The 14,586-nt window shown below is 66.0% G+C and carries 22 protein-coding genes; 17 read left to right on the top strand and 5 right to left on the bottom strand.

Going from position 1 to position 14,586, the window contains the following annotated elements; genetic code table 11:
• Positions 1-103: 103 nt before the first annotated feature.
• From tuf to IDM45_RS12665, 13 genes are all read left to right on the top strand, one after another.
• Positions 104-1,294 carry an elongation factor Tu gene (tuf, locus tag IDM45_RS12725; RefSeq protein WP_209423174.1) on the top strand — a complete coding sequence of 397 codons (1,191 nt, stop codon included), beginning with the start codon at positions 104-106 and terminating at the stop codon, positions 1,292-1,294.
• A gap of 29 nt (positions 1,295-1,323) precedes the next feature.
• Positions 1,324-1,635 carry a 30S ribosomal protein S10 gene (rpsJ, locus tag IDM45_RS12720; RefSeq protein WP_005796953.1) on the top strand — a complete coding sequence of 104 codons (312 nt, stop codon included), beginning with the start codon at positions 1,324-1,326 and terminating at the stop codon, positions 1,633-1,635.
• Between the two features lie 259 nt (positions 1,636-1,894).
• Entirely contained in the window at positions 1,895-2,569 is a 675-nt protein-coding gene (rplC, locus tag IDM45_RS12715; RefSeq protein WP_209423173.1) for a 50S ribosomal protein L3, read from the top strand.
• Positions 2,570-3,190, top strand: a complete 621-nt coding sequence (gene rplD / locus IDM45_RS12710; RefSeq protein WP_209423172.1) for a 50S ribosomal protein L4 — start codon at positions 2,570-2,572, stop codon at positions 3,188-3,190.
• Positions 3,187-3,522: a 50S ribosomal protein L23 gene (gene rplW, locus IDM45_RS12705; protein WP_209423171.1), complete on the top strand. Its 336-nt coding sequence runs from the start codon at positions 3,187-3,189 to the stop codon at positions 3,520-3,522. Before rplD ends, rplW begins: the two co-directional genes overlap by 4 nt.
• Before the next feature lie 3 nt (positions 3,523-3,525).
• The gene (gene rplB, locus IDM45_RS12700) at positions 3,526-4,350 is read left to right on the top strand and encodes a 50S ribosomal protein L2 (RefSeq protein WP_209423170.1); all 825 of its coding nucleotides are present in this window, start codon (positions 3,526-3,528) and stop codon (positions 4,348-4,350) included.
• Between the two features lie 12 nt (positions 4,351-4,362).
• On the top strand, positions 4,363-4,638 hold the full coding sequence (gene rpsS / locus IDM45_RS12695) for a 30S ribosomal protein S19 (protein WP_003059413.1): 276 nt from the start codon (positions 4,363-4,365) through the stop codon (positions 4,636-4,638).
• Positions 4,639-4,647: 9 nt separating this feature from the next.
• The gene (gene rplV, locus IDM45_RS12690; RefSeq protein WP_209423169.1) at positions 4,648-4,980 is read left to right on the top strand and encodes a 50S ribosomal protein L22; all 333 of its coding nucleotides are present in this window, start codon (positions 4,648-4,650) and stop codon (positions 4,978-4,980) included.
• Between the two features lie 16 nt (positions 4,981-4,996).
• A complete protein-coding gene (rpsC, locus tag IDM45_RS12685; protein WP_209423168.1) occupies positions 4,997-5,863 on the top strand; it encodes a 30S ribosomal protein S3 in 867 nt (288 codons plus the stop codon).
• Between the two features lie 5 nt (positions 5,864-5,868).
• A complete protein-coding gene (rplP, locus tag IDM45_RS12680) occupies positions 5,869-6,285 on the top strand; it encodes a 50S ribosomal protein L16 (RefSeq protein WP_013517326.1) in 417 nt (138 codons plus the stop codon).
• Positions 6,286-6,305: 20 nt separating this feature from the next.
• Positions 6,306-6,506 carry a 50S ribosomal protein L29 gene (rpmC, locus tag IDM45_RS12675; protein ID WP_209423167.1) on the top strand — a complete coding sequence of 67 codons (201 nt, stop codon included), beginning with the start codon at positions 6,306-6,308 and terminating at the stop codon, positions 6,504-6,506.
• A 9-nt stretch (positions 6,507-6,515) separates the two neighbouring features.
• On the top strand, positions 6,516-6,785 hold the full coding sequence (gene rpsQ / locus IDM45_RS12670) for a 30S ribosomal protein S17 (protein ID WP_209423166.1): 270 nt from the start codon (positions 6,516-6,518) through the stop codon (positions 6,783-6,785).
• A gap of 102 nt (positions 6,786-6,887) precedes the next feature.
• Positions 6,888-7,397: a peroxiredoxin gene (locus IDM45_RS12665; RefSeq protein ID WP_209423165.1), complete on the top strand. Its 510-nt coding sequence runs from the start codon at positions 6,888-6,890 to the stop codon at positions 7,395-7,397.
• 119 nt (positions 7,398-7,516) lie between these two features.
• On the opposite strand, the gene IDM45_RS12660 is transcribed toward IDM45_RS12665, so the two are convergent.
• Positions 7,517-8,044 carry a GNAT family N-acetyltransferase gene (locus IDM45_RS12660; protein ID WP_209423164.1) on the bottom strand — a complete coding sequence of 176 codons (528 nt, stop codon included), beginning with the start codon at positions 8,042-8,044 and terminating at the stop codon, positions 7,517-7,519.
• Between the two features lie 48 nt (positions 8,045-8,092).
• Positions 8,093-8,767 carry a cytochrome b/b6 domain-containing protein gene (locus IDM45_RS12655; RefSeq protein ID WP_209423163.1) on the bottom strand — a complete coding sequence of 225 codons (675 nt, stop codon included), beginning with the start codon at positions 8,765-8,767 and terminating at the stop codon, positions 8,093-8,095.
• Positions 8,768-8,948: 181 nt separating this feature from the next.
• Between IDM45_RS12655 and IDM45_RS12650 the strand changes: the two genes are divergently transcribed.
• The gene (locus tag IDM45_RS12650) at positions 8,949-9,410 is read left to right on the top strand and encodes a c-type cytochrome (RefSeq protein ID WP_209423162.1); all 462 of its coding nucleotides are present in this window, start codon (positions 8,949-8,951) and stop codon (positions 9,408-9,410) included.
• A gap of 98 nt (positions 9,411-9,508) precedes the next feature.
• Here IDM45_RS12650 and IDM45_RS12645 read toward each other — a convergent pair whose 3' ends face one another.
• Positions 9,509-10,006 carry a TlpA disulfide reductase family protein gene (locus IDM45_RS12645; RefSeq protein ID WP_209423161.1) on the bottom strand — a complete coding sequence of 166 codons (498 nt, stop codon included), beginning with the start codon at positions 10,004-10,006 and terminating at the stop codon, positions 9,509-9,511.
• A 227-nt stretch (positions 10,007-10,233) separates the two neighbouring features.
• On the opposite strand from IDM45_RS12645, the gene IDM45_RS12640 reads away from it, so the two are divergent.
• The 3 genes from IDM45_RS12640 to ptsP all read left to right on the top strand — a co-directional run bounded on the left by IDM45_RS12640 (position 10,234) and on the right by ptsP (position 12,758).
• Entirely contained in the window at positions 10,234-10,638 is a 405-nt protein-coding gene (locus IDM45_RS12640; RefSeq protein ID WP_209423160.1) for a PTS sugar transporter subunit IIA, read from the top strand.
• A 63-nt stretch (positions 10,639-10,701) separates the two neighbouring features.
• The gene (locus IDM45_RS12635; protein WP_209423159.1) at positions 10,702-10,971 is read left to right on the top strand and encodes an HPr family phosphocarrier protein; all 270 of its coding nucleotides are present in this window, start codon (positions 10,702-10,704) and stop codon (positions 10,969-10,971) included.
• A 32-nt stretch (positions 10,972-11,003) separates the two neighbouring features.
• Positions 11,004-12,758 carry a phosphoenolpyruvate--protein phosphotransferase gene (gene ptsP, locus IDM45_RS12630; RefSeq protein ID WP_209423158.1) on the top strand — a complete coding sequence of 585 codons (1,755 nt, stop codon included), beginning with the start codon at positions 11,004-11,006 and terminating at the stop codon, positions 12,756-12,758.
• A gap of 71 nt (positions 12,759-12,829) precedes the next feature.
• Here ptsP and lipA read toward each other — a convergent pair whose 3' ends face one another.
• Both lipA and lipB read right to left on the bottom strand, forming a co-directional pair.
• Entirely contained in the window at positions 12,830-13,855 is a 1,026-nt protein-coding gene (lipA, locus tag IDM45_RS12625) for a lipoyl synthase (protein WP_209423157.1), read from the bottom strand.
• A gap of 28 nt (positions 13,856-13,883) precedes the next feature.
• On the bottom strand, positions 13,884-14,585 hold the full coding sequence (lipB, locus tag IDM45_RS12620; protein WP_209423155.1) for a lipoyl(octanoyl) transferase LipB: 702 nt from the start codon (positions 14,583-14,585) through the stop codon (positions 13,884-13,886).
• Position 14,586 lies beyond the last annotated feature (1 nt).

Raw genomic sequence — 14,586 nt, 5'->3', positions numbered from 1 at the left:
GTCTGCGATCCGGTGCCGCCCCGTGGCCCTGTGCGGGGCGAAACAGCAACCGGGTGCAGACGTTAAACCATCACACAGGCAATGCTCTTTTGGAGTTTGAAAAATGGCAAAAGGTAAATTCGAGCGGACTAAGCCCCACGTGAACGTGGGCACCATCGGTCACGTGGATCACGGCAAGACGACGCTCACGGCAGCGATCGCCACGGTGCTGGGCAAAGCCTTCGGCGGCGAGGTCAAGAGCTACGACCAGATCGACAACGCCCCGGAAGAAAAGGCGCGCGGCATCACCATCAACACCTCGCACGTCGAGTACGAGACGGCCAACCGCCACTACGCCCACGTGGACTGCCCCGGCCACGCCGACTATGTGAAGAACATGATCACCGGCGCCGCCCAGATGGACGGCGCTATTCTTGTGTGCTCGGCCGCCGACGGCCCCATGCCCCAGACGCGCGAGCACATCCTGCTGGCCCGCCAGGTGGGCGTGCCCTACATCATCGTGTTCCTGAACAAGTGCGACATGGTGGATGACGAGGAGCTGCTGGAGCTCGTCGAGATGGAAGTGCGCGAGCTGCTGGACAAGTACGAATTCCCCGGCGACGACACCCCCATCATCCGCGGCTCGGCCAAGCTGGCCCTGGAGGGCGACCAGTCCGAAAAGGGCGAGCCGGCCATCCTGCGCCTGGCTGAAGCACTGGACAGCTACATCCCCACACCCGAGCGCGCCATCGACGGCGCCTTCCTGATGCCCGTGGAAGACGTGTTCTCCATCTCCGGGCGCGGCACTGTGGTCACGGGCCGCGTCGAGCGCGGCATCATCAAGGTCGGCGAGGAAATCGAAATCGTCGGCATCAAGGACACCGTCAAGACCACCGTCACCGGCGTCGAGATGTTCCGTAAGCTCCTGGATCAGGGCCAGGCCGGCGACAACGTGGGCCTGCTGCTGCGCGGCACCAAGCGCGAAGACGTCGAGCGCGGCCAGGTGCTGTGCAAGCCCGGCTCCATCAAGCCGCACACGCACTTCACCGCCGAGGTGTACGTGCTGAGCAAGGACGAGGGCGGCCGCCACACGCCGTTCTTCAACAACTACCGCCCCCAGTTCTACTTCCGCACGACCGACGTCACCGGCTCCATCGAGCTGCCCGCTGACAAGGAAATGGTCATGCCCGGCGACAACGTGTCGATCACCGTCAAGCTGATCGCCCCCATCGCCATGGAAGAAGGCCTGCGCTTTGCCATCCGCGAGGGCGGTCGCACCGTCGGCGCCGGCGTCGTGGCCAAGATCATCGAGTAATCCGCGGTCATCACAGCAAGGGGAACATTATGTCCAAGCAAAAGATCCGCATCCGCCTGAAGGCCTTCGATTACAAGCTGATCGACCAGTCCGCCGCCGAGATCGTCGATACTGCCAAGCGCACCGGCGCCATCGTCAAGGGCCCCGTGCCCCTGCCCACGCGCATGAAGCGTTTCGACATCCTGCGCTCGCCGCACGTCAACAAGACCAGCCGCGACCAGCTGGAGATCCGCACGCACCAGCGCCTGATGGACATCGTCGATCCGACCGACAAGACGGTGGACGCGCTGATGAAGCTCGACCTGCCGGCCGGCGTGGACGTCGAGATCAAGCTGCAGTAATTAGCTGCCGCACCAGGCAGCGCCCGAAACAGGGCGTTGCCTGACCACTGCATGACGCGGGCTTGCCCTTCCGGGCAGCCCGCGTTATACTTTGCGGCTTCGCATTTTTGCGCCTTCCTTTTTGTGGGCGGTGCATGGCAAGTGCGAAGTTTCATCAACCTTCTTTCGTGCGCCCCCAGCCTTTTCTCATGACAGGCCCTGGGCGCAACGCCCGGGCCAATTGAAGTCGGGGCGGCGAGAGTTTCGGAGCAAAAACCAAATGAGTCTGAGCAACTCCCTCGGGTTGCTGGGCCGCAAGGTGGGCATGATGCGCATCTTCACCGACGACGGGCAGGCAGTGCCCGTCACGGTGGTGGACGTGTCCAACAACCGTGTGACCCAGGTCAAAACTCAAGCCAACGACGGCTACGTGGCCTTGCAGGTCACGTTCGGTGCGCGCAAGGCATCGCGCGTGACCAAGCCCGAAGCCGGCCACCTCGCCAAGGCGGGCGTCGAAGCCGGTGAAATCCTGCGCGAGTTCCGCGTGACCGAAGAGACCGCCGGCAAGTACGCCGCTGGTGCGCAGGTTCCCGTGACCGACGTGTTCGCCGTGGGCCAGAAGGTCGATGTGCAGGGCACTTCGATCGGCAAGGGCTACGCCGGCACCATCAAGCGCCACAACTTCAGCTCGCAGCGCGCCTCGCACGGCAACAGCCGTTCGCACAACGTGCCCGGCTCCATCGGCATGGCACAAGACCCCGGTCGCGTGTTCCCCGGCAAGAAGATGACCGGCCACATGGGCGACGAGACCGTGACCACGCAGAACCTGGACGTGATCCGCATCGACGAAGCCCGTCAGCTGCTGCTCATCAAGGGTGCCGTGCCCGGCTCCAAGGGTGGCTTCGTCACCGTGCGTCCCGCTGTGAAGGCAAAAACCTCCAAGGAGGCGAACTAAATGCAGCTCGAACTCCTGAATGAACAAGGCCAGGCTGCGTCCAAGGTGGACGTGCCCGAGACGGTGTTCGACCGTCAGTACAACGAAGCCCTGATCCACCAGATCGTCGTCGCCTACCGCGCCAACGGTCGCCAGGGCACGCGCGCGCAAAAAGACCGCCAGCAGGTGCGTCACTCGACCAAGAAGCCCTTCAAGCAAAAGGGCACCGGCAACGCGCGCGCCGGCATGACCTCCTCGCCGCTGTGGCGTGGGGGCGGTCGCATCTTCCCGAACCTGCCCGAAGAGAACTTCACGCAGAAGATCAACAAGAAGATGTACCGCGCCGGCATGGCCTCCATCCTGTCGCAGTTGGCCCGCGAAGGCCGTCTGGCAGTGGTGGACTCCATCAAGCTCGACAGCCCCAAGACCAAGGTGCTGGCCGACAAGTTCAAGGCCATGAACCTGGAGTCGGTGATGGTCATCGCCGACGAGGTCGATGAGAACCTGTACCTGGCGTCGCGCAACCTGAAGAACGTGTTCGTCGTCGAGCCGCGCTATGCCGACCCGGTGTCGCTGGTGCATTTCAAGAAGGTGCTGGTCACCAAGGGCGCCATCGACAAGCTCAAGGAGATGTTCGCATGAGCCGCGTCAATCCCACTCCCGCCGAACGCCAGTTCGACGAAGGCCGCCTGATGCAGGTGCTGGTCGCTCCCATCGTGTCCGAGAAGGCCACCATGGTTGCCGAGAAGGCCAACGCCGTGACATTCAAGGTGCTGCAAAACGCCACCAAGCCCGAGATCAAGGCTGCCGTCGAGCTGCTGTTCAAGGTCGAGGTCAAGGGTGTGTCCGTGCTCAACACCAAGGGCAAGCAAAAACGCTTCGGCAAATACATGGGCCGCCGCGACAACGTGCGCAAGGCCTACGTGCTGCTCAAGGAAGGTCAAGAGCTGAACCTGTCCGGGGAGGCTGCGTAAACCATGGCTGTCATCAAACTCAAACCGACGACCCCGGGCCAGCGTGGCGCGGTGAAGATCTCGCGTGACCACCTGCACAAGGGTGCGCCGCACGCGCCGCTGCTGGAGCCCAAGTTCCAGAGCGCCGGCCGCAACAACAACGGCCACATCACCATCCGCCACCGTGGCGGCGGCCACAAGCACCACTACCGCGTGGTGGACTTCCGCCGCAATAAGGACGGCATCCCGGCCCGCGTCGAGCGCATCGAGTACGACCCCAACCGCTCGGCGCACATCGCCCTGGTGTGCTATGCCGACGGCGAACGCCGCTACATCATCGCTCCGCGCAACCTGGAAGTGGGCGCCACCATCGTCAGCGGCTCCGAGGCCCCCATCCGCGTGGGCAACACCCTGCCGATCCGCAACATCCCGGTGGGCTCGACCATCCACTGCATCGAGCTCAAGGCCGGTGCCGGCGCGCAGATGGTGCGCTCCGCTGGTGGCTCGGCCACGCTGCTGGCGCGCGAGGGCACCTATGCCCAGGTGCGTCTGCGCTCGGGCGAAGTGCGCCGCGTGCATATCGAGTGCCGCGCCACGATCGGCGAAGTCGCCAACGAAGAGCACAGCCTGCGCCAGCTCGGCAAGGCCGGCGTCAAGCGCCACATGGGCATCCGCCCGACGGTGCGCGGCGTCGTCATGAACCCGGTCGATCACCCGATGGGTGGTGGCGAAGGCCGCTCCAAGAGCGGACGCCATCCGGTTGACCCATGGGGCAACCTGACCAAGGGCTACCGCACCCGTCACAACAAGCGCACGCAGGGCATGATCGTCTCGCGTCGCAAGAAGTAAGGATCTCCGCAAATGACTCGTTCTCTGAAAAAGGGTCCGTTTGTGGACCACCACCTGCTGGCCAAGGTCGAAAAGGCCATCGCCACCAAGGACAAGAAGCCTGTCAAGACCTGGTCGCGCCGCTCCATGGTGCTGCCCGAGTTCATCGGCCTGACGATTGCCGTACACAACGGCAAGCAGCACGTGCCGGTGTATGTCACCGACCAGATGGTGGGCCACAAGCTGGGCGAGTTCGCCCTGACGCGCACCTTCAAGGGCCACCCCGCCGACAAGAAGGCCAAGAAATAAGGAATGAACATGTCTGAAACACGTGCAGTCCTGCGTGGCGTGCGCCTGTCGGTGGACAAGGGCCGCCTGGTGGCCGACCTGATCCGCGGCAAGAAGGTGGACCAGGCTCTGGACATCCTGACGTTCACGCAGAAGAAAGCTGCCGGCATCGTCAAGAAGGTGCTTGAGTCGGCCATTGCCAACGCCGAGCACAACGACGGCGCCGACATCGACGAGCTGAAGGTCAAGACCATCCACGTCGAGCAGGGCACCACGCTCAAGCGTTTCACCGCGCGCGCCAAGGGCCGCGGCAACCGCATCAGCAAGCCTACCTGCCACATCTACGTGACCGTGGGCAACTGAAGGAAGAAGGCAGAACATGGGACAGAAAATCCATCCTACCGGCTTCCGTCTGTCGGTCAGCCGCAACTGGGCCAGCCGCTGGTACGCCAGCAACCGTGACTTCGCCGGGATGCTGGCCGAAGACATCAAGGTGCGCGACTTCCTCAAGGCCAAGCTCAAGAATGCCGCCGTCTCGCGCGTCATGATCGAGCGTCCCGCCAAGAACGCCCGCATCACCATTTATTCCGCCCGTCCGGGCGTGGTGATCGGCAAGAAGGGTGAGGACATCGAGAACCTGAAGAAGGAACTCGCCACTCGCCTGGGCGTGCCGGTTGCAGTGAACATCGAAGAAGTGCGCAAGCCCGAAATCGATGCCAAGCTGATCGCCGACTCCATCACCCAGCAGCTGGAAAAGCGCATCATGTTCCGCCGCGCCATGAAGCGCGCCATGCAGAACGCCATGCGCCTGGGTGCCCAGGGCATCAAGATCATGTCCTCGGGCCGCCTGAACGGCATCGAGATCGCCCGCACCGAGTGGTACCGCGAAGGCCGCGTGCCGCTGCACACGCTGCGCGCCGACATCGACTACGGCACCTCCGAAGCCCGCACGACCTACGGCATCATCGGTGTCAAGGTCTGGGTCTACAAGGGCGACACGCTGGGCCGTGGCGACCTGCCCGTCGAGACACCGCGTCCTGACGAAGAGCGCCGTCCGCGCGGCCCGCGCCGCGATGGCCGTGGCGATCGCCGCGATGGCGAGCGCCGTGGTGGCCGCCGCCCCATGGGCACCAACGCCGCACCTGCCGATGGCAGCGACAAGCCCCAGGGCGCAGGTGCAGACCCCGTTAAGCGCGTAGCCAAGGCCGCGCCCGCTGCTGCTGCAGCGGACGGTAAAGGAGAGTAATCAACATGCTGCAACCTGCACGCCGCAAGTTCCGCAAGGAACAAAAGGGCCGCAACACCGGCATCGCCACCCGGGGCAACTCGGTGGCCTTCGGTGACTTCGGCCTCAAGTGCACCGACCGCGGTCGCCTGACGGCCCGCCAGATCGAAGCTGCCCGCCGGGCGATTTCCCGCCACGTCAAGCGCGGTGGCCGCATCTGGATCCGCGTGTTCCCGGACAAGCCCATTTCCACCAAGCCCGCTGAAGTGCGCATGGGCAACGGCAAGGGCAACCCCGAGTACTACGTGGCCGAGATCCAGCCGGGCAAGGTCGTGTTCGAGATCGTGGGTGTGCCCGAGGAGCTGGCGCGCGAGGCCTTCCGCCTGGCGGCTGCCAAGCTGCCCCTGCGCACCACCTTCGTGGCCCGTCAGATTGGCGCTTGAGGAAGTACAGAGAGATCGATATGACGAAAGCTGCTGAACTGCGCCAGAAGGACGAGGCTGGCCTGAAGGACGAGATCAAGTCGCTGCAAAAGGCCCATTTCGGCCTGCGTATGCAAAAGGCCACGCAACAGCTGGGCAACACCAACATGCTGCGCACCACGCGCCGCGACATTGCCCGTGCCAAGACCATTCTTGCTGAGAAGCAAGCCGCCAAGGCCTAAGGAGCGAACATGACGGAAGCCAAACCATCCCTCAAGCGCACCCTGGTCGGCAAGGTGGTGAGCGACAAGCGTGCCAAGACCATCACCGTGATGGTCGAGCGCCGTGTCAAGCACCCCATCTACGACAAGATCGTGATCAAGTCGAGTAAGTACCACGCGCACGACGAAAACGGCGAGTACAAGATGGGTGACACCGTGGAAATCACGGAAAGCCGCCCGCTGTCCAAGACCAAGAACTGGGTTGCCACCCGCCTGGTGCAAAAGGCCGGCCTGGTCTAAGCCCATGCGAGCGCCGCACCAGCGGCACCCGAGAAAACGACCCACAATGCCTGGGTCGTTTTTTTTCGCCCTCGTTTTCTATTTTTCCAAGGAACCCTGACCATGATCAAGATCGGTGACCCACTGCCCACCGCCACGCTGATGGAGTACCAGCACGCCGAGGACGGCACCTGCGCCACCAGCGGCCCGCAGCCGGTGGATGTGCAGCAGGCCGCTGCCGGCAAGACCATCGCCCTGTTCGCCGTGCCCGGGGCCTTCACGCCGACCTGCTCGGCGCAGCACGTGCCCGGCTATGTCGAGAACGCCGATGCCCTCAAGACCGCTGGTGTCGATGAGATCTGGTGCGTGGCTGTCAACGATGCCTTCGTCATGGGCGCCTGGGCCAAGGATCAGCAGACCGCCGGCAAGGTGCGGATGCTGGCCGATGGGGATGCGGCATTCGCCAAGGCCACCGGCCTGACGCTGGACTTGAATGGCAAGGGTCTGGGCCTGCGCAGCAACCGCTACTCCATGCTGGTCAAGGATGGCAAAGTGGCGCAGCTCAACATCGAGGCCCCTGGCAAGTTCGAGGTCAGCGACGCAGCAACGCTGCTGCAGCAGGCCAAGGGCTGAACCCCCGCCCCCATGCAGCAGGCGCCGTGCAGCCCCGGGAGGCTGCGCGGCGTTTATTTTTGATAGCTGCCAGCGCTTGCTGGACGGGGCTTTGAGGCCGAAAAGACCCTGGATGACGGCTAGAAGATGTCCGCCTTCAGGTAGTGCGCCCCGGCAATCGGGTTGTAGTAGTAGGGCGGGATTTCCTGGAAGCCCAGGTCGGCATACAGGGCGCGCGCTGCCTCCATGCCGTCCAGCGTATCCAGCAGCACGCTGGCGTAGCCGGCGCGGCGTGCGGCGTCCAGCGTGGCCTCGGCCAGCTGGCGGCCCAGACCGAAGCCGCGAAAGGCCTTGCGCACATACAGCCGCTTCATCTCGCAGGCGTTGGCGTAGTCCACGTTGTCCAGCGGCCGCAGGGCGCAGCAACCGGCCAGCGCGCCATCGACCAGCGCCAGCAGCAGACAGCCGCGCGGCGGGGCGTATTCACCCGGCAGATCGGCCAGCTCCTGCGCGAAATCCTGGAACGCCAGATTGACATCCAGGCTGTCGGCGTATTCCTGGAACAGCTCGCGCACGGCGGGCATGTCCGAGGTCTGGCTAGGGTAGAGCAAGGTGATGGACGGCGGCGGCTCTTCCAGCGGCGCTGCGTCCCGGGCAGCAGAGGTCATCCGCCGCAGTGTAGCGGGCTGCTGCCGGTGTCCGGTTTGGGGAAAATTTCAGAAGGCCCCGGCGTCCAGGCGCGAGACCCACCAGGCCAGGGCTGCGGCCAGCGCCAGCAGCACCAGGGCCAGCAGGCGCGTGGCGGCGTCGTCGCGCGAGGGCGGCACGCTGGCGGGCAACTGCTTGTCGCCCGTCAGCATGGCGCGCACGATGGCCCGGCGGCGCACCAGGGCGTAGAACGCCACGGCCAGCACATGCAGGCCGACCAGGACATACAGCACATATTGGCCGACATCGGCGTGGTACCAGGTGGCCCGGCCCACCCACTCGCCGGGCAGGAAGCGCACCAGCGGCCCGGTGAAGGCGATCTCGTCGTCGCTGGCCAGGCCGCTGGCGACTTGCAGCAGCAGCACCAGCAGCAGAGCCAGCACCGACAGCGCGCCCAGTGGAGAGTGCCCGGGGGCTTGGTGCTCCTGGCTGTGGCCGCCCAGATAGCGCAGCAGCCGCCCCGGGGTCGGGGCGAAGCTGGCAAAGCGCGACCAGCGCCCGCCCAGCACGCCCCACAGCAGGCGAAACACCAGCAGGGCCAGTAGCGCATAGCCCAGACGCTCGTGCCACAGCATGGCGTTGCCGCCGAGCTTGGCGGTCGCGACTAGGGCGACGGTGGCAGCAGCCAGCGTCCAGTGGAACAGGCGGGTCGGCAGATCCCAGATGCGGACGGATGAAGTCATGGCGGGCAGGTGAGATGGGCGAAAACTGGCCGGCATTGTGCCCAGCAGAGCCGATACCTGAGCAAATCCCTGGTGCTTGCCGGCGCCGTCTTCCAGGACTGAGGCCATACTTCGCGCCGGCTTTTGACCGCTGCACGCTGCCGTGCAGCCATTGTTTGCTTTCTTGCAGGATGAATACCCCATGAAGTTCAAGACCTTTGCCCTCGCCCTGGCGACCGCCGCTTCGACCACCCTGGCGCTGCCGGCTGCCGCGCAGTTCGCCAAGCCCGAGGACGCCATCAAGTACCGCCAGAGCACGCTGTTCGTGATTGGCCAGCATTTCAGCCGCATCGGCGCCATGGTCAACGGCAAGGCACCGTTCGACGCCAAGGCCGCCCAGGCCGACGCCGAAGTCATCGCCTCCCTGGCGGCCCTGCCCTGGACGGGCTTTGGCCCCGGCACCGACAAGGCAGCGCCCAACAAGTCCAAGCCCGAGGTCTGGAGCGATTCGGCCAAGTTCACCGAGCACGCGCAGAAGTTCGAGGCCGAGGCGCCCAAGCTGCTGGCTGCTGCCAAGAGCGGCAACCTCGATCAGATCAAGGCCGCCTTCGGCCCCACGGCCAACAGCTGCAAGTCCTGCCACGACAACTTCCGGGCGCGTTGATTTACTATGTAAAACATAGCTGCCAACGCTTGCTGTACAAGGGGAAAAGCCGGTTTTCTTGATGGAAACCGGCTTTTTCATGGCGGTGGGAGTGCCCCTCAGGTCTGCGCCAGCAGGCGCTCGATGAGCTGGTGCAGCTCGGCAAAGTCGGGTGCGCCGACATAGGTCTTGACGATCTCGCCGCGCTTGTTGACGAGGTAGGTGGTCGGCGTGAGCCGGACATCGCCCCAGGCGCGCGCCACGGCGCCGGTGTTGTCGATGGCCACCTTGAAGGGCAGCTTGCGCGACTCGGCGAAGTTCACGACGTAGCTGGGCGGGTCGTAGCTCATGGCCACGGCCAGCGTCTCGAAGCCCTGCGTGCGGTATTTTTCGTAGGTGGCCACGATGTCGGGCATCTCGGCCACGCAGGTGGTGCAGCTGGTGGCCCAGAAGTTGACCAGGGCCACCTTGCCATGCAAGTCCTGCGTGGTCTGGCTGCTGCCGTCCAGCAGCACGAAGGTCGATTGCGGCGCGGCGCGCACATTGGAGTTCAGCACCACGACGGTGCCCACTGCAGCGCATACCGCCAGCACACCAGCCACTAGCCACTTCTTCATCGACCACTCTCCGCTTGGCAATCCCCCTGCTGGGCACAGACCTGGTGCGTCCGGGAGCAGGGGATTGCTCGGACACCAGCCTCCTGCCAGAGGCTGGGGGCGGCAGATTGTGCCCCAGCGCCCCTTGGCCGGTTGGGCCTGGTGGGATTGCTGCCGTGCAGCAAAGTTCACCCCTGCCTGGCGTGGGCGCGCCGTGCCGGGCAGATGGTCATAATCCCCGTCCAGCCATGAACACGCGCCTACTCATCATCGCCCACGAGCCCCTGGCCCATGCCCTGCGCGAATGCGCGCTGCATGTGTTTCCCGACTGCGCCGCCGACCTGCAGGCCCTGGACGTGCCCCCCGATGAGCCGCCCGAGGCGACGCTGCTGGCCGCGCGTGCCCTGCGCGCGCAGCAGGACAATGCGCCGCTGCTGGTACTGACCGACTTGCTGGGGGCCACGCCCTCCAACGTGGCGCAGCGCCTGGTCGATGGCGTGCATTCGCGCCTGGTGGCCGGCGTCAACCTGCCGATGCTGCTGCGCGCCGTGACCTACCGCGCCGAGCCGCTGGAGCAGCTCGCCGCGCGCGCCCTGGCCGGCGGCACCCAGGGCGTGGTGCCGGTGGCCGCCCCGGCTGTCGCCGTGGGCTGATTGGCCCGCGCCACGCGACATCCGCCATCCGCTTTGCTCAACGCCATCCGACTGCCTGCTGCCATGCTCCACAAGACTCTCACCATCAGCAACAAACTGGGCCTGCACGCACGCGCCTCGGCCAAGTTGACCAAGCTTGCCGGCAGCTTTCCCTGCGACGTGTTCATCAGCCGTGGCGAGCGCCGCGTCAATGCCAAGAGCATCATGGGCGTGATGATGCTGGCCGCCGGCCTGGGTGCGCAAGTGCTGCTGGAAACCGACGGCGAGCAGGAGGCCCAGGCCATGGCCGCCCTGACCGACCTGATCGAGGACAAGTTCGGCGAAGGCGAATAAGCCAGCCGTAGTGCATCCAGGAGAGCCAGGGCATGACGTTTTCCATCCAGGGTCTGGCCGTCTCGCGGGGCATTGCCATAGGCCGGGCCGTGCTGGCCGCAGCCAGCCGCATGGAGGTCGTGCATTACTTCATCGAGTCCGTCCAGGTCGAGGCCGAGCTGGCGCGAATGCGCCGCGCCCGCGACGCCGTGACGCAGGAGCTGCAGCGCCTGCAGGCCGACATGCCGCCCGATGCGCCGCAGGAGTTGGCGGCGCTGCTGGACGTCCACATCCTGCTGCTGCAAGACGAGATGCTGATCAGCGGCGTACGCCAGTGGGTGTCCGAGCGGCTGTACAACGCCGAGTGGGCGCTGACCACGCAACTGGAGCTCATCAGCCGCCAGTTCGACGAGATGGAGGACGACTACCTGCGCGAGCGCAAGGCCGACCTGGAGCAGGTGGTCGAGCGCATCCTGCGCCACATGCGCGGCGCCCAGGGAGCCGACCCGGTGCGCCAGGCGGCAGCGGCAGGCGTGGGCGATGCTGCGCTGGTGCTGGTGGCCCATGACCTGTCGCCGGCGGACATGCTGCAGTTCAAGCAAAGCGTCTTTGCCGGCTTCGTGACCGGCATCGGCGGCAAGACCAGCCACACGGCCATCGTCGCGCGCAGCATGGACATCCCGGCGGTGGTCGGCGCGCGCGGCATCAGCCAGCTGGTGCGCCAGGACGACTGGGTCATCATCGATGGCGATGCCGGCGTGGTCATCGTCGATCCCTCGCCGCTGGTGCTGGAGGAGTACCGCCTGCGCCAGCGCCAGATCGCGCTGGAGCGCGAGCGCCTGCAGCGCCTGCTGCACATGCCCTCGGTGACGCGCGACGGCCAGAGCGTGGAGCTGCTGGCCAACATCGAGCAGCCCCAGGATGCAGCGGCAGCGCTGGCCGCCGGGGCCATCGGCGTGGGCCTGTTCCGCTCGGAATTCCTGTTCATGGATCGGGGTGGCCGCCTGCCCAGTGAGGAGGTGCAGTACCGGGCCTATCGCCAGGCGGTGGAGGGCATGAAAGGCCTGCCAGTGACCATCCGCACCGTGGACGTGGGCGCCGACAAGCCGCTGGACAAGGGACATCGCGACACCTCGCTGAACCCGGCCCTGGGCCTGCGCGCCATCCGCTGGAGCCTGTCCGACCCGGCCATGTTCCGCACGCAATTGCGCGCCATCCTGCGCGCGGCGGCGCACGGCCAGGTGCGGCTGATGTTCCCCATGCTGGCCCATCTGGCGGAGATCCGCCAGACGCTGGCGCAGGTGGCGCTGGCGCGCGCCGAGCTCGATGCCCAGGGCATCGCCTACGGGCCGGTGCAGCTGGGCGCCATGATCGAGATCCCGGCGGCGGCGCTGATGGTGCGCCAGTTCCTGGAGCACTTCGATTTCCTGTCCATCGGCACCAACGACCTGATCCAGTACACCCTGGCCATCGACCGCGCCGACGAGGCCGTGGCGCACCTGTACGACCCGCTGCACCCGGCCGTGCTGCAGATGGTGGCCGACGTCATCGCCGCCGCCGTGCAGGCCGGCAAGCCGGTATGTGTGTGCGGCGAGATGGCCGGCGACGCCGAGATGACGCGGCTGCTGCTGGGCCTGGGCCTGCGCAGCTTTTCCATGCACCCGGCGCAGACCCTGGCCGTCAAGCAGGAGGTGCTGCGCGCCGACACGCGCCGGCTGCAGTTGTGGGCGCGGCAGGTGCTGGCTGCCGACGAGCCGGCCACGCTGCTGGCCGCCCCGCTCATGCCGGGCGGCCTGGCAGCGGCTTGATTGCTACGGATAAAATAGCTGTCAGCGCTTGCTGGGCAAGGCTTTGAGCCTGATTCGACCAAAAATACGGGTCATACGCCTGCCGCGTGCGCCTGCTGGTCGGCGTGGTAGCTGGAGCGCACCATGGCGCCCACGGCGGCGTGCGAAAAGCCCATGGCATAGGCCTCGCGCTCGTACATCTTGAAAGTGTCCGGATGCACGTAGCGGCGCACCGGCAGGTGGGCGTTCGACGGCGCCAGGTACTGGCCGATGGTCAGCATGTCGATGCCGTGGGCGCGCATATCGCGCATGACCTGCAGGATTTCCTCGTCGGTCTCGCCCAGGCCGACCATCAGGCCGCTTTTTGTCGGCACGGCAGGGTGCAGCTCCTTGAATTTCTTCAGCAGGTTCAGGCTGAACTGGTAGTCCGAGCCGGGCCGGGCCTGCTTGTACAGGCGCGGCGCAGTCTCCAGGTTGTGGTTCATGACATCGGGCGGCGCGGCCTTGAGGATCTCCAGCGCCCGGTCGTCGCGGCCCCGGAAGTCGGGCGTCAGGATTTCGATCTGCGTAGCCGGCGACAGCGCGCGCACCTGGCGGATGCACTCGACGAAATGCCCGGCGCCACCGTCGCGCAGGTCGTCGCGATCGACGCTGGTGATGACCACATAGTTCAGCTTGAGCGCAGCGATGGTGCGCGCCAGGTTCAAAGGCTCGTCCTGATCCAGCGGGTCGGGCCGGCCATGGCCGACATCGCAGAACGGGCAGCGGCGCGTGCATTTGTCGCCCATGATCATGAAGGTGGCCGTGCCACGGCCAAAGCACTCGCCGATGTTGGGGCAGGACGCCTCCTCGCACACGGTGTGCAGCTTGTGCTCGCGCAGGATGCTCTTGATCTCGTAGAAGCGCGTGCTCGGGCTGCCGGCGCGCACGCGGATCCACTCGGGCTTTTTCAGTATCTCGCCCGGCTCGACCTTGACGGGAATGCGTGCCAGCTTGGCCCCGGCCTTTTGCTTGGCCGAAGGGTCATAGGACTCGGCCGGCTGCGCCTCGCGCACGACGGTGGAAGCGCTGGCGCTGCGGGTGATGCTGTAGGAGGCGGGGGGGCTGGTGGTGCTCATGGCGGGCAGGGGCGCAAGAGAGGGGGAATCAGGGCGACAGTCGCATCGCCAGCTGCTGTCCCAGCACCGCGGCGGCCTCGTCCCAGGGGGCGTGGACGCCGATTGTAGAAAGGTCGATGGTCTGCAACCCCGCATAGCCACAGGGGTTGATGCGCGAGAACGGCTCCAGCTCCATGGCCACGTTCAGCGCCACGCCGTGGTAAGTGCAGTGGCGCGAGACCTTGATGCCCAAAGCGGCGATCTTGCCCAGGCCGGTGAAGTCGGGCTGCGGCGGCGGCTCGCCCGGGCGGCGCAGCTGTGGGCGCTGGGCCAGCATGGCGTGGCCGAAGGGGTCTTCGAGGCGCACGTAAATGCCCGGCGCGCCGGCCACGCGGTGCCCGGTCACGCCGAAATGCGCCAGCGTGCGGATGACGGCCTCCTCAATGCGATAGACGTATTCCTTGACGTAGTAGCCGGCGCGCTGCAGATCGACCAGCGGGTAGGCCACCACCTGGCCGGGCCCGTGGAAGGTCACCTGGCCGCCGCGGTTGGTGGCCACCACCGGGATGTCGCCGGGCAGCAGGACATGCTCGCTTTTGCCCGCCAGGCCTTGCGTGAATACCGCCGGATGCTCGCAGATCCAGAGCGAATCGGGGGTCTGTGCGGTGCGCTCGGCAGTGTGCTGCTGCATGGCCGCATAGGTGACGGCATAGTCCACGCGGCCCAGCTGGCGTACCTGGATCGCGCTCATG

The sequence above is a fragment of the Melaminivora jejuensis genome, assembly GCF_017811175.1.
In the GTDB taxonomy this organism is placed as follows: domain Bacteria; phylum Pseudomonadota; class Gammaproteobacteria; order Burkholderiales; family Burkholderiaceae_C; genus Melaminivora; species Melaminivora jejuensis.
The sequence above is the reverse complement of the archived record's forward strand: the minus strand, read 5'-3'. Positions and strand labels throughout refer to the sequence as shown.

Bases quoted from the DNA above. Each gene is read 5' to 3' on its own strand.
- IDM45_RS12645 (WP_209423161.1), bottom strand. From the start codon at position 10,006: ATGAAGAAGTGGCTAGTGGCTGGTGTGCTGGCGGTATGCGCTGCAGTG.
- rpsJ (WP_005796953.1), top strand. From the start codon at position 1,324: ATGTCCAAGCAAAAGATCCGCATCCGCCTGAAGGCCTTCGATTACAAG.
- IDM45_RS12660 (WP_209423164.1), bottom strand. From the start codon at position 8,044: ATGACCTCTGCTGCCCGGGACGCAGCGCCGCTGGAAGAGCCGCCGCCG.
- lipB (WP_209423155.1), bottom strand. From the start codon at position 14,585: ATGAGCGCGATCCAGGTACGCCAGCTGGGCCGCGTGGACTATGCCGTC.
- rpmC (WP_209423167.1), top strand. From the start codon at position 6,306: ATGACGAAAGCTGCTGAACTGCGCCAGAAGGACGAGGCTGGCCTGAAG.
- rpsC (WP_209423168.1), top strand. From the start codon at position 4,997: ATGGGACAGAAAATCCATCCTACCGGCTTCCGTCTGTCGGTCAGCCGC.
- ptsP (WP_209423158.1), top strand. From the start codon at position 11,004: ATGACGTTTTCCATCCAGGGTCTGGCCGTCTCGCGGGGCATTGCCATA.
- IDM45_RS12665 (WP_209423165.1), top strand. From the start codon at position 6,888: ATGATCAAGATCGGTGACCCACTGCCCACCGCCACGCTGATGGAGTAC.
- rpsS (WP_003059413.1), top strand. From the start codon at position 4,363: ATGACTCGTTCTCTGAAAAAGGGTCCGTTTGTGGACCACCACCTGCTG.
- rplW (WP_209423171.1), top strand. From the start codon at position 3,187: ATGAGCCGCGTCAATCCCACTCCCGCCGAACGCCAGTTCGACGAAGGC.
- rplV (WP_209423169.1), top strand. From the start codon at position 4,648: ATGTCTGAAACACGTGCAGTCCTGCGTGGCGTGCGCCTGTCGGTGGAC.
- IDM45_RS12655 (WP_209423163.1), bottom strand. From the start codon at position 8,767: ATGACTTCATCCGTCCGCATCTGGGATCTGCCGACCCGCCTGTTCCAC.
- rplB (WP_209423170.1), top strand. From the start codon at position 3,526: ATGGCTGTCATCAAACTCAAACCGACGACCCCGGGCCAGCGTGGCGCG.
- IDM45_RS12640 (WP_209423160.1), top strand. From the start codon at position 10,234: ATGAACACGCGCCTACTCATCATCGCCCACGAGCCCCTGGCCCATGCC.
- rplD (WP_209423172.1), top strand. From the start codon at position 2,570: ATGCAGCTCGAACTCCTGAATGAACAAGGCCAGGCTGCGTCCAAGGTG.
- IDM45_RS12635 (WP_209423159.1), top strand. From the start codon at position 10,702: ATGCTCCACAAGACTCTCACCATCAGCAACAAACTGGGCCTGCACGCA.
- lipA (WP_209423157.1), bottom strand. From the start codon at position 13,855: ATGAGCACCACCAGCCCCCCCGCCTCCTACAGCATCACCCGCAGCGCC.
- rpsQ (WP_209423166.1), top strand. From the start codon at position 6,516: ATGACGGAAGCCAAACCATCCCTCAAGCGCACCCTGGTCGGCAAGGTG.
- tuf (WP_209423174.1), top strand. From the start codon at position 104: ATGGCAAAAGGTAAATTCGAGCGGACTAAGCCCCACGTGAACGTGGGC.
- IDM45_RS12650 (WP_209423162.1), top strand. From the start codon at position 8,949: ATGAAGTTCAAGACCTTTGCCCTCGCCCTGGCGACCGCCGCTTCGACC.
- rplC (WP_209423173.1), top strand. From the start codon at position 1,895: ATGAGTCTGAGCAACTCCCTCGGGTTGCTGGGCCGCAAGGTGGGCATG.
- rplP (WP_013517326.1), top strand. From the start codon at position 5,869: ATGCTGCAACCTGCACGCCGCAAGTTCCGCAAGGAACAAAAGGGCCGC.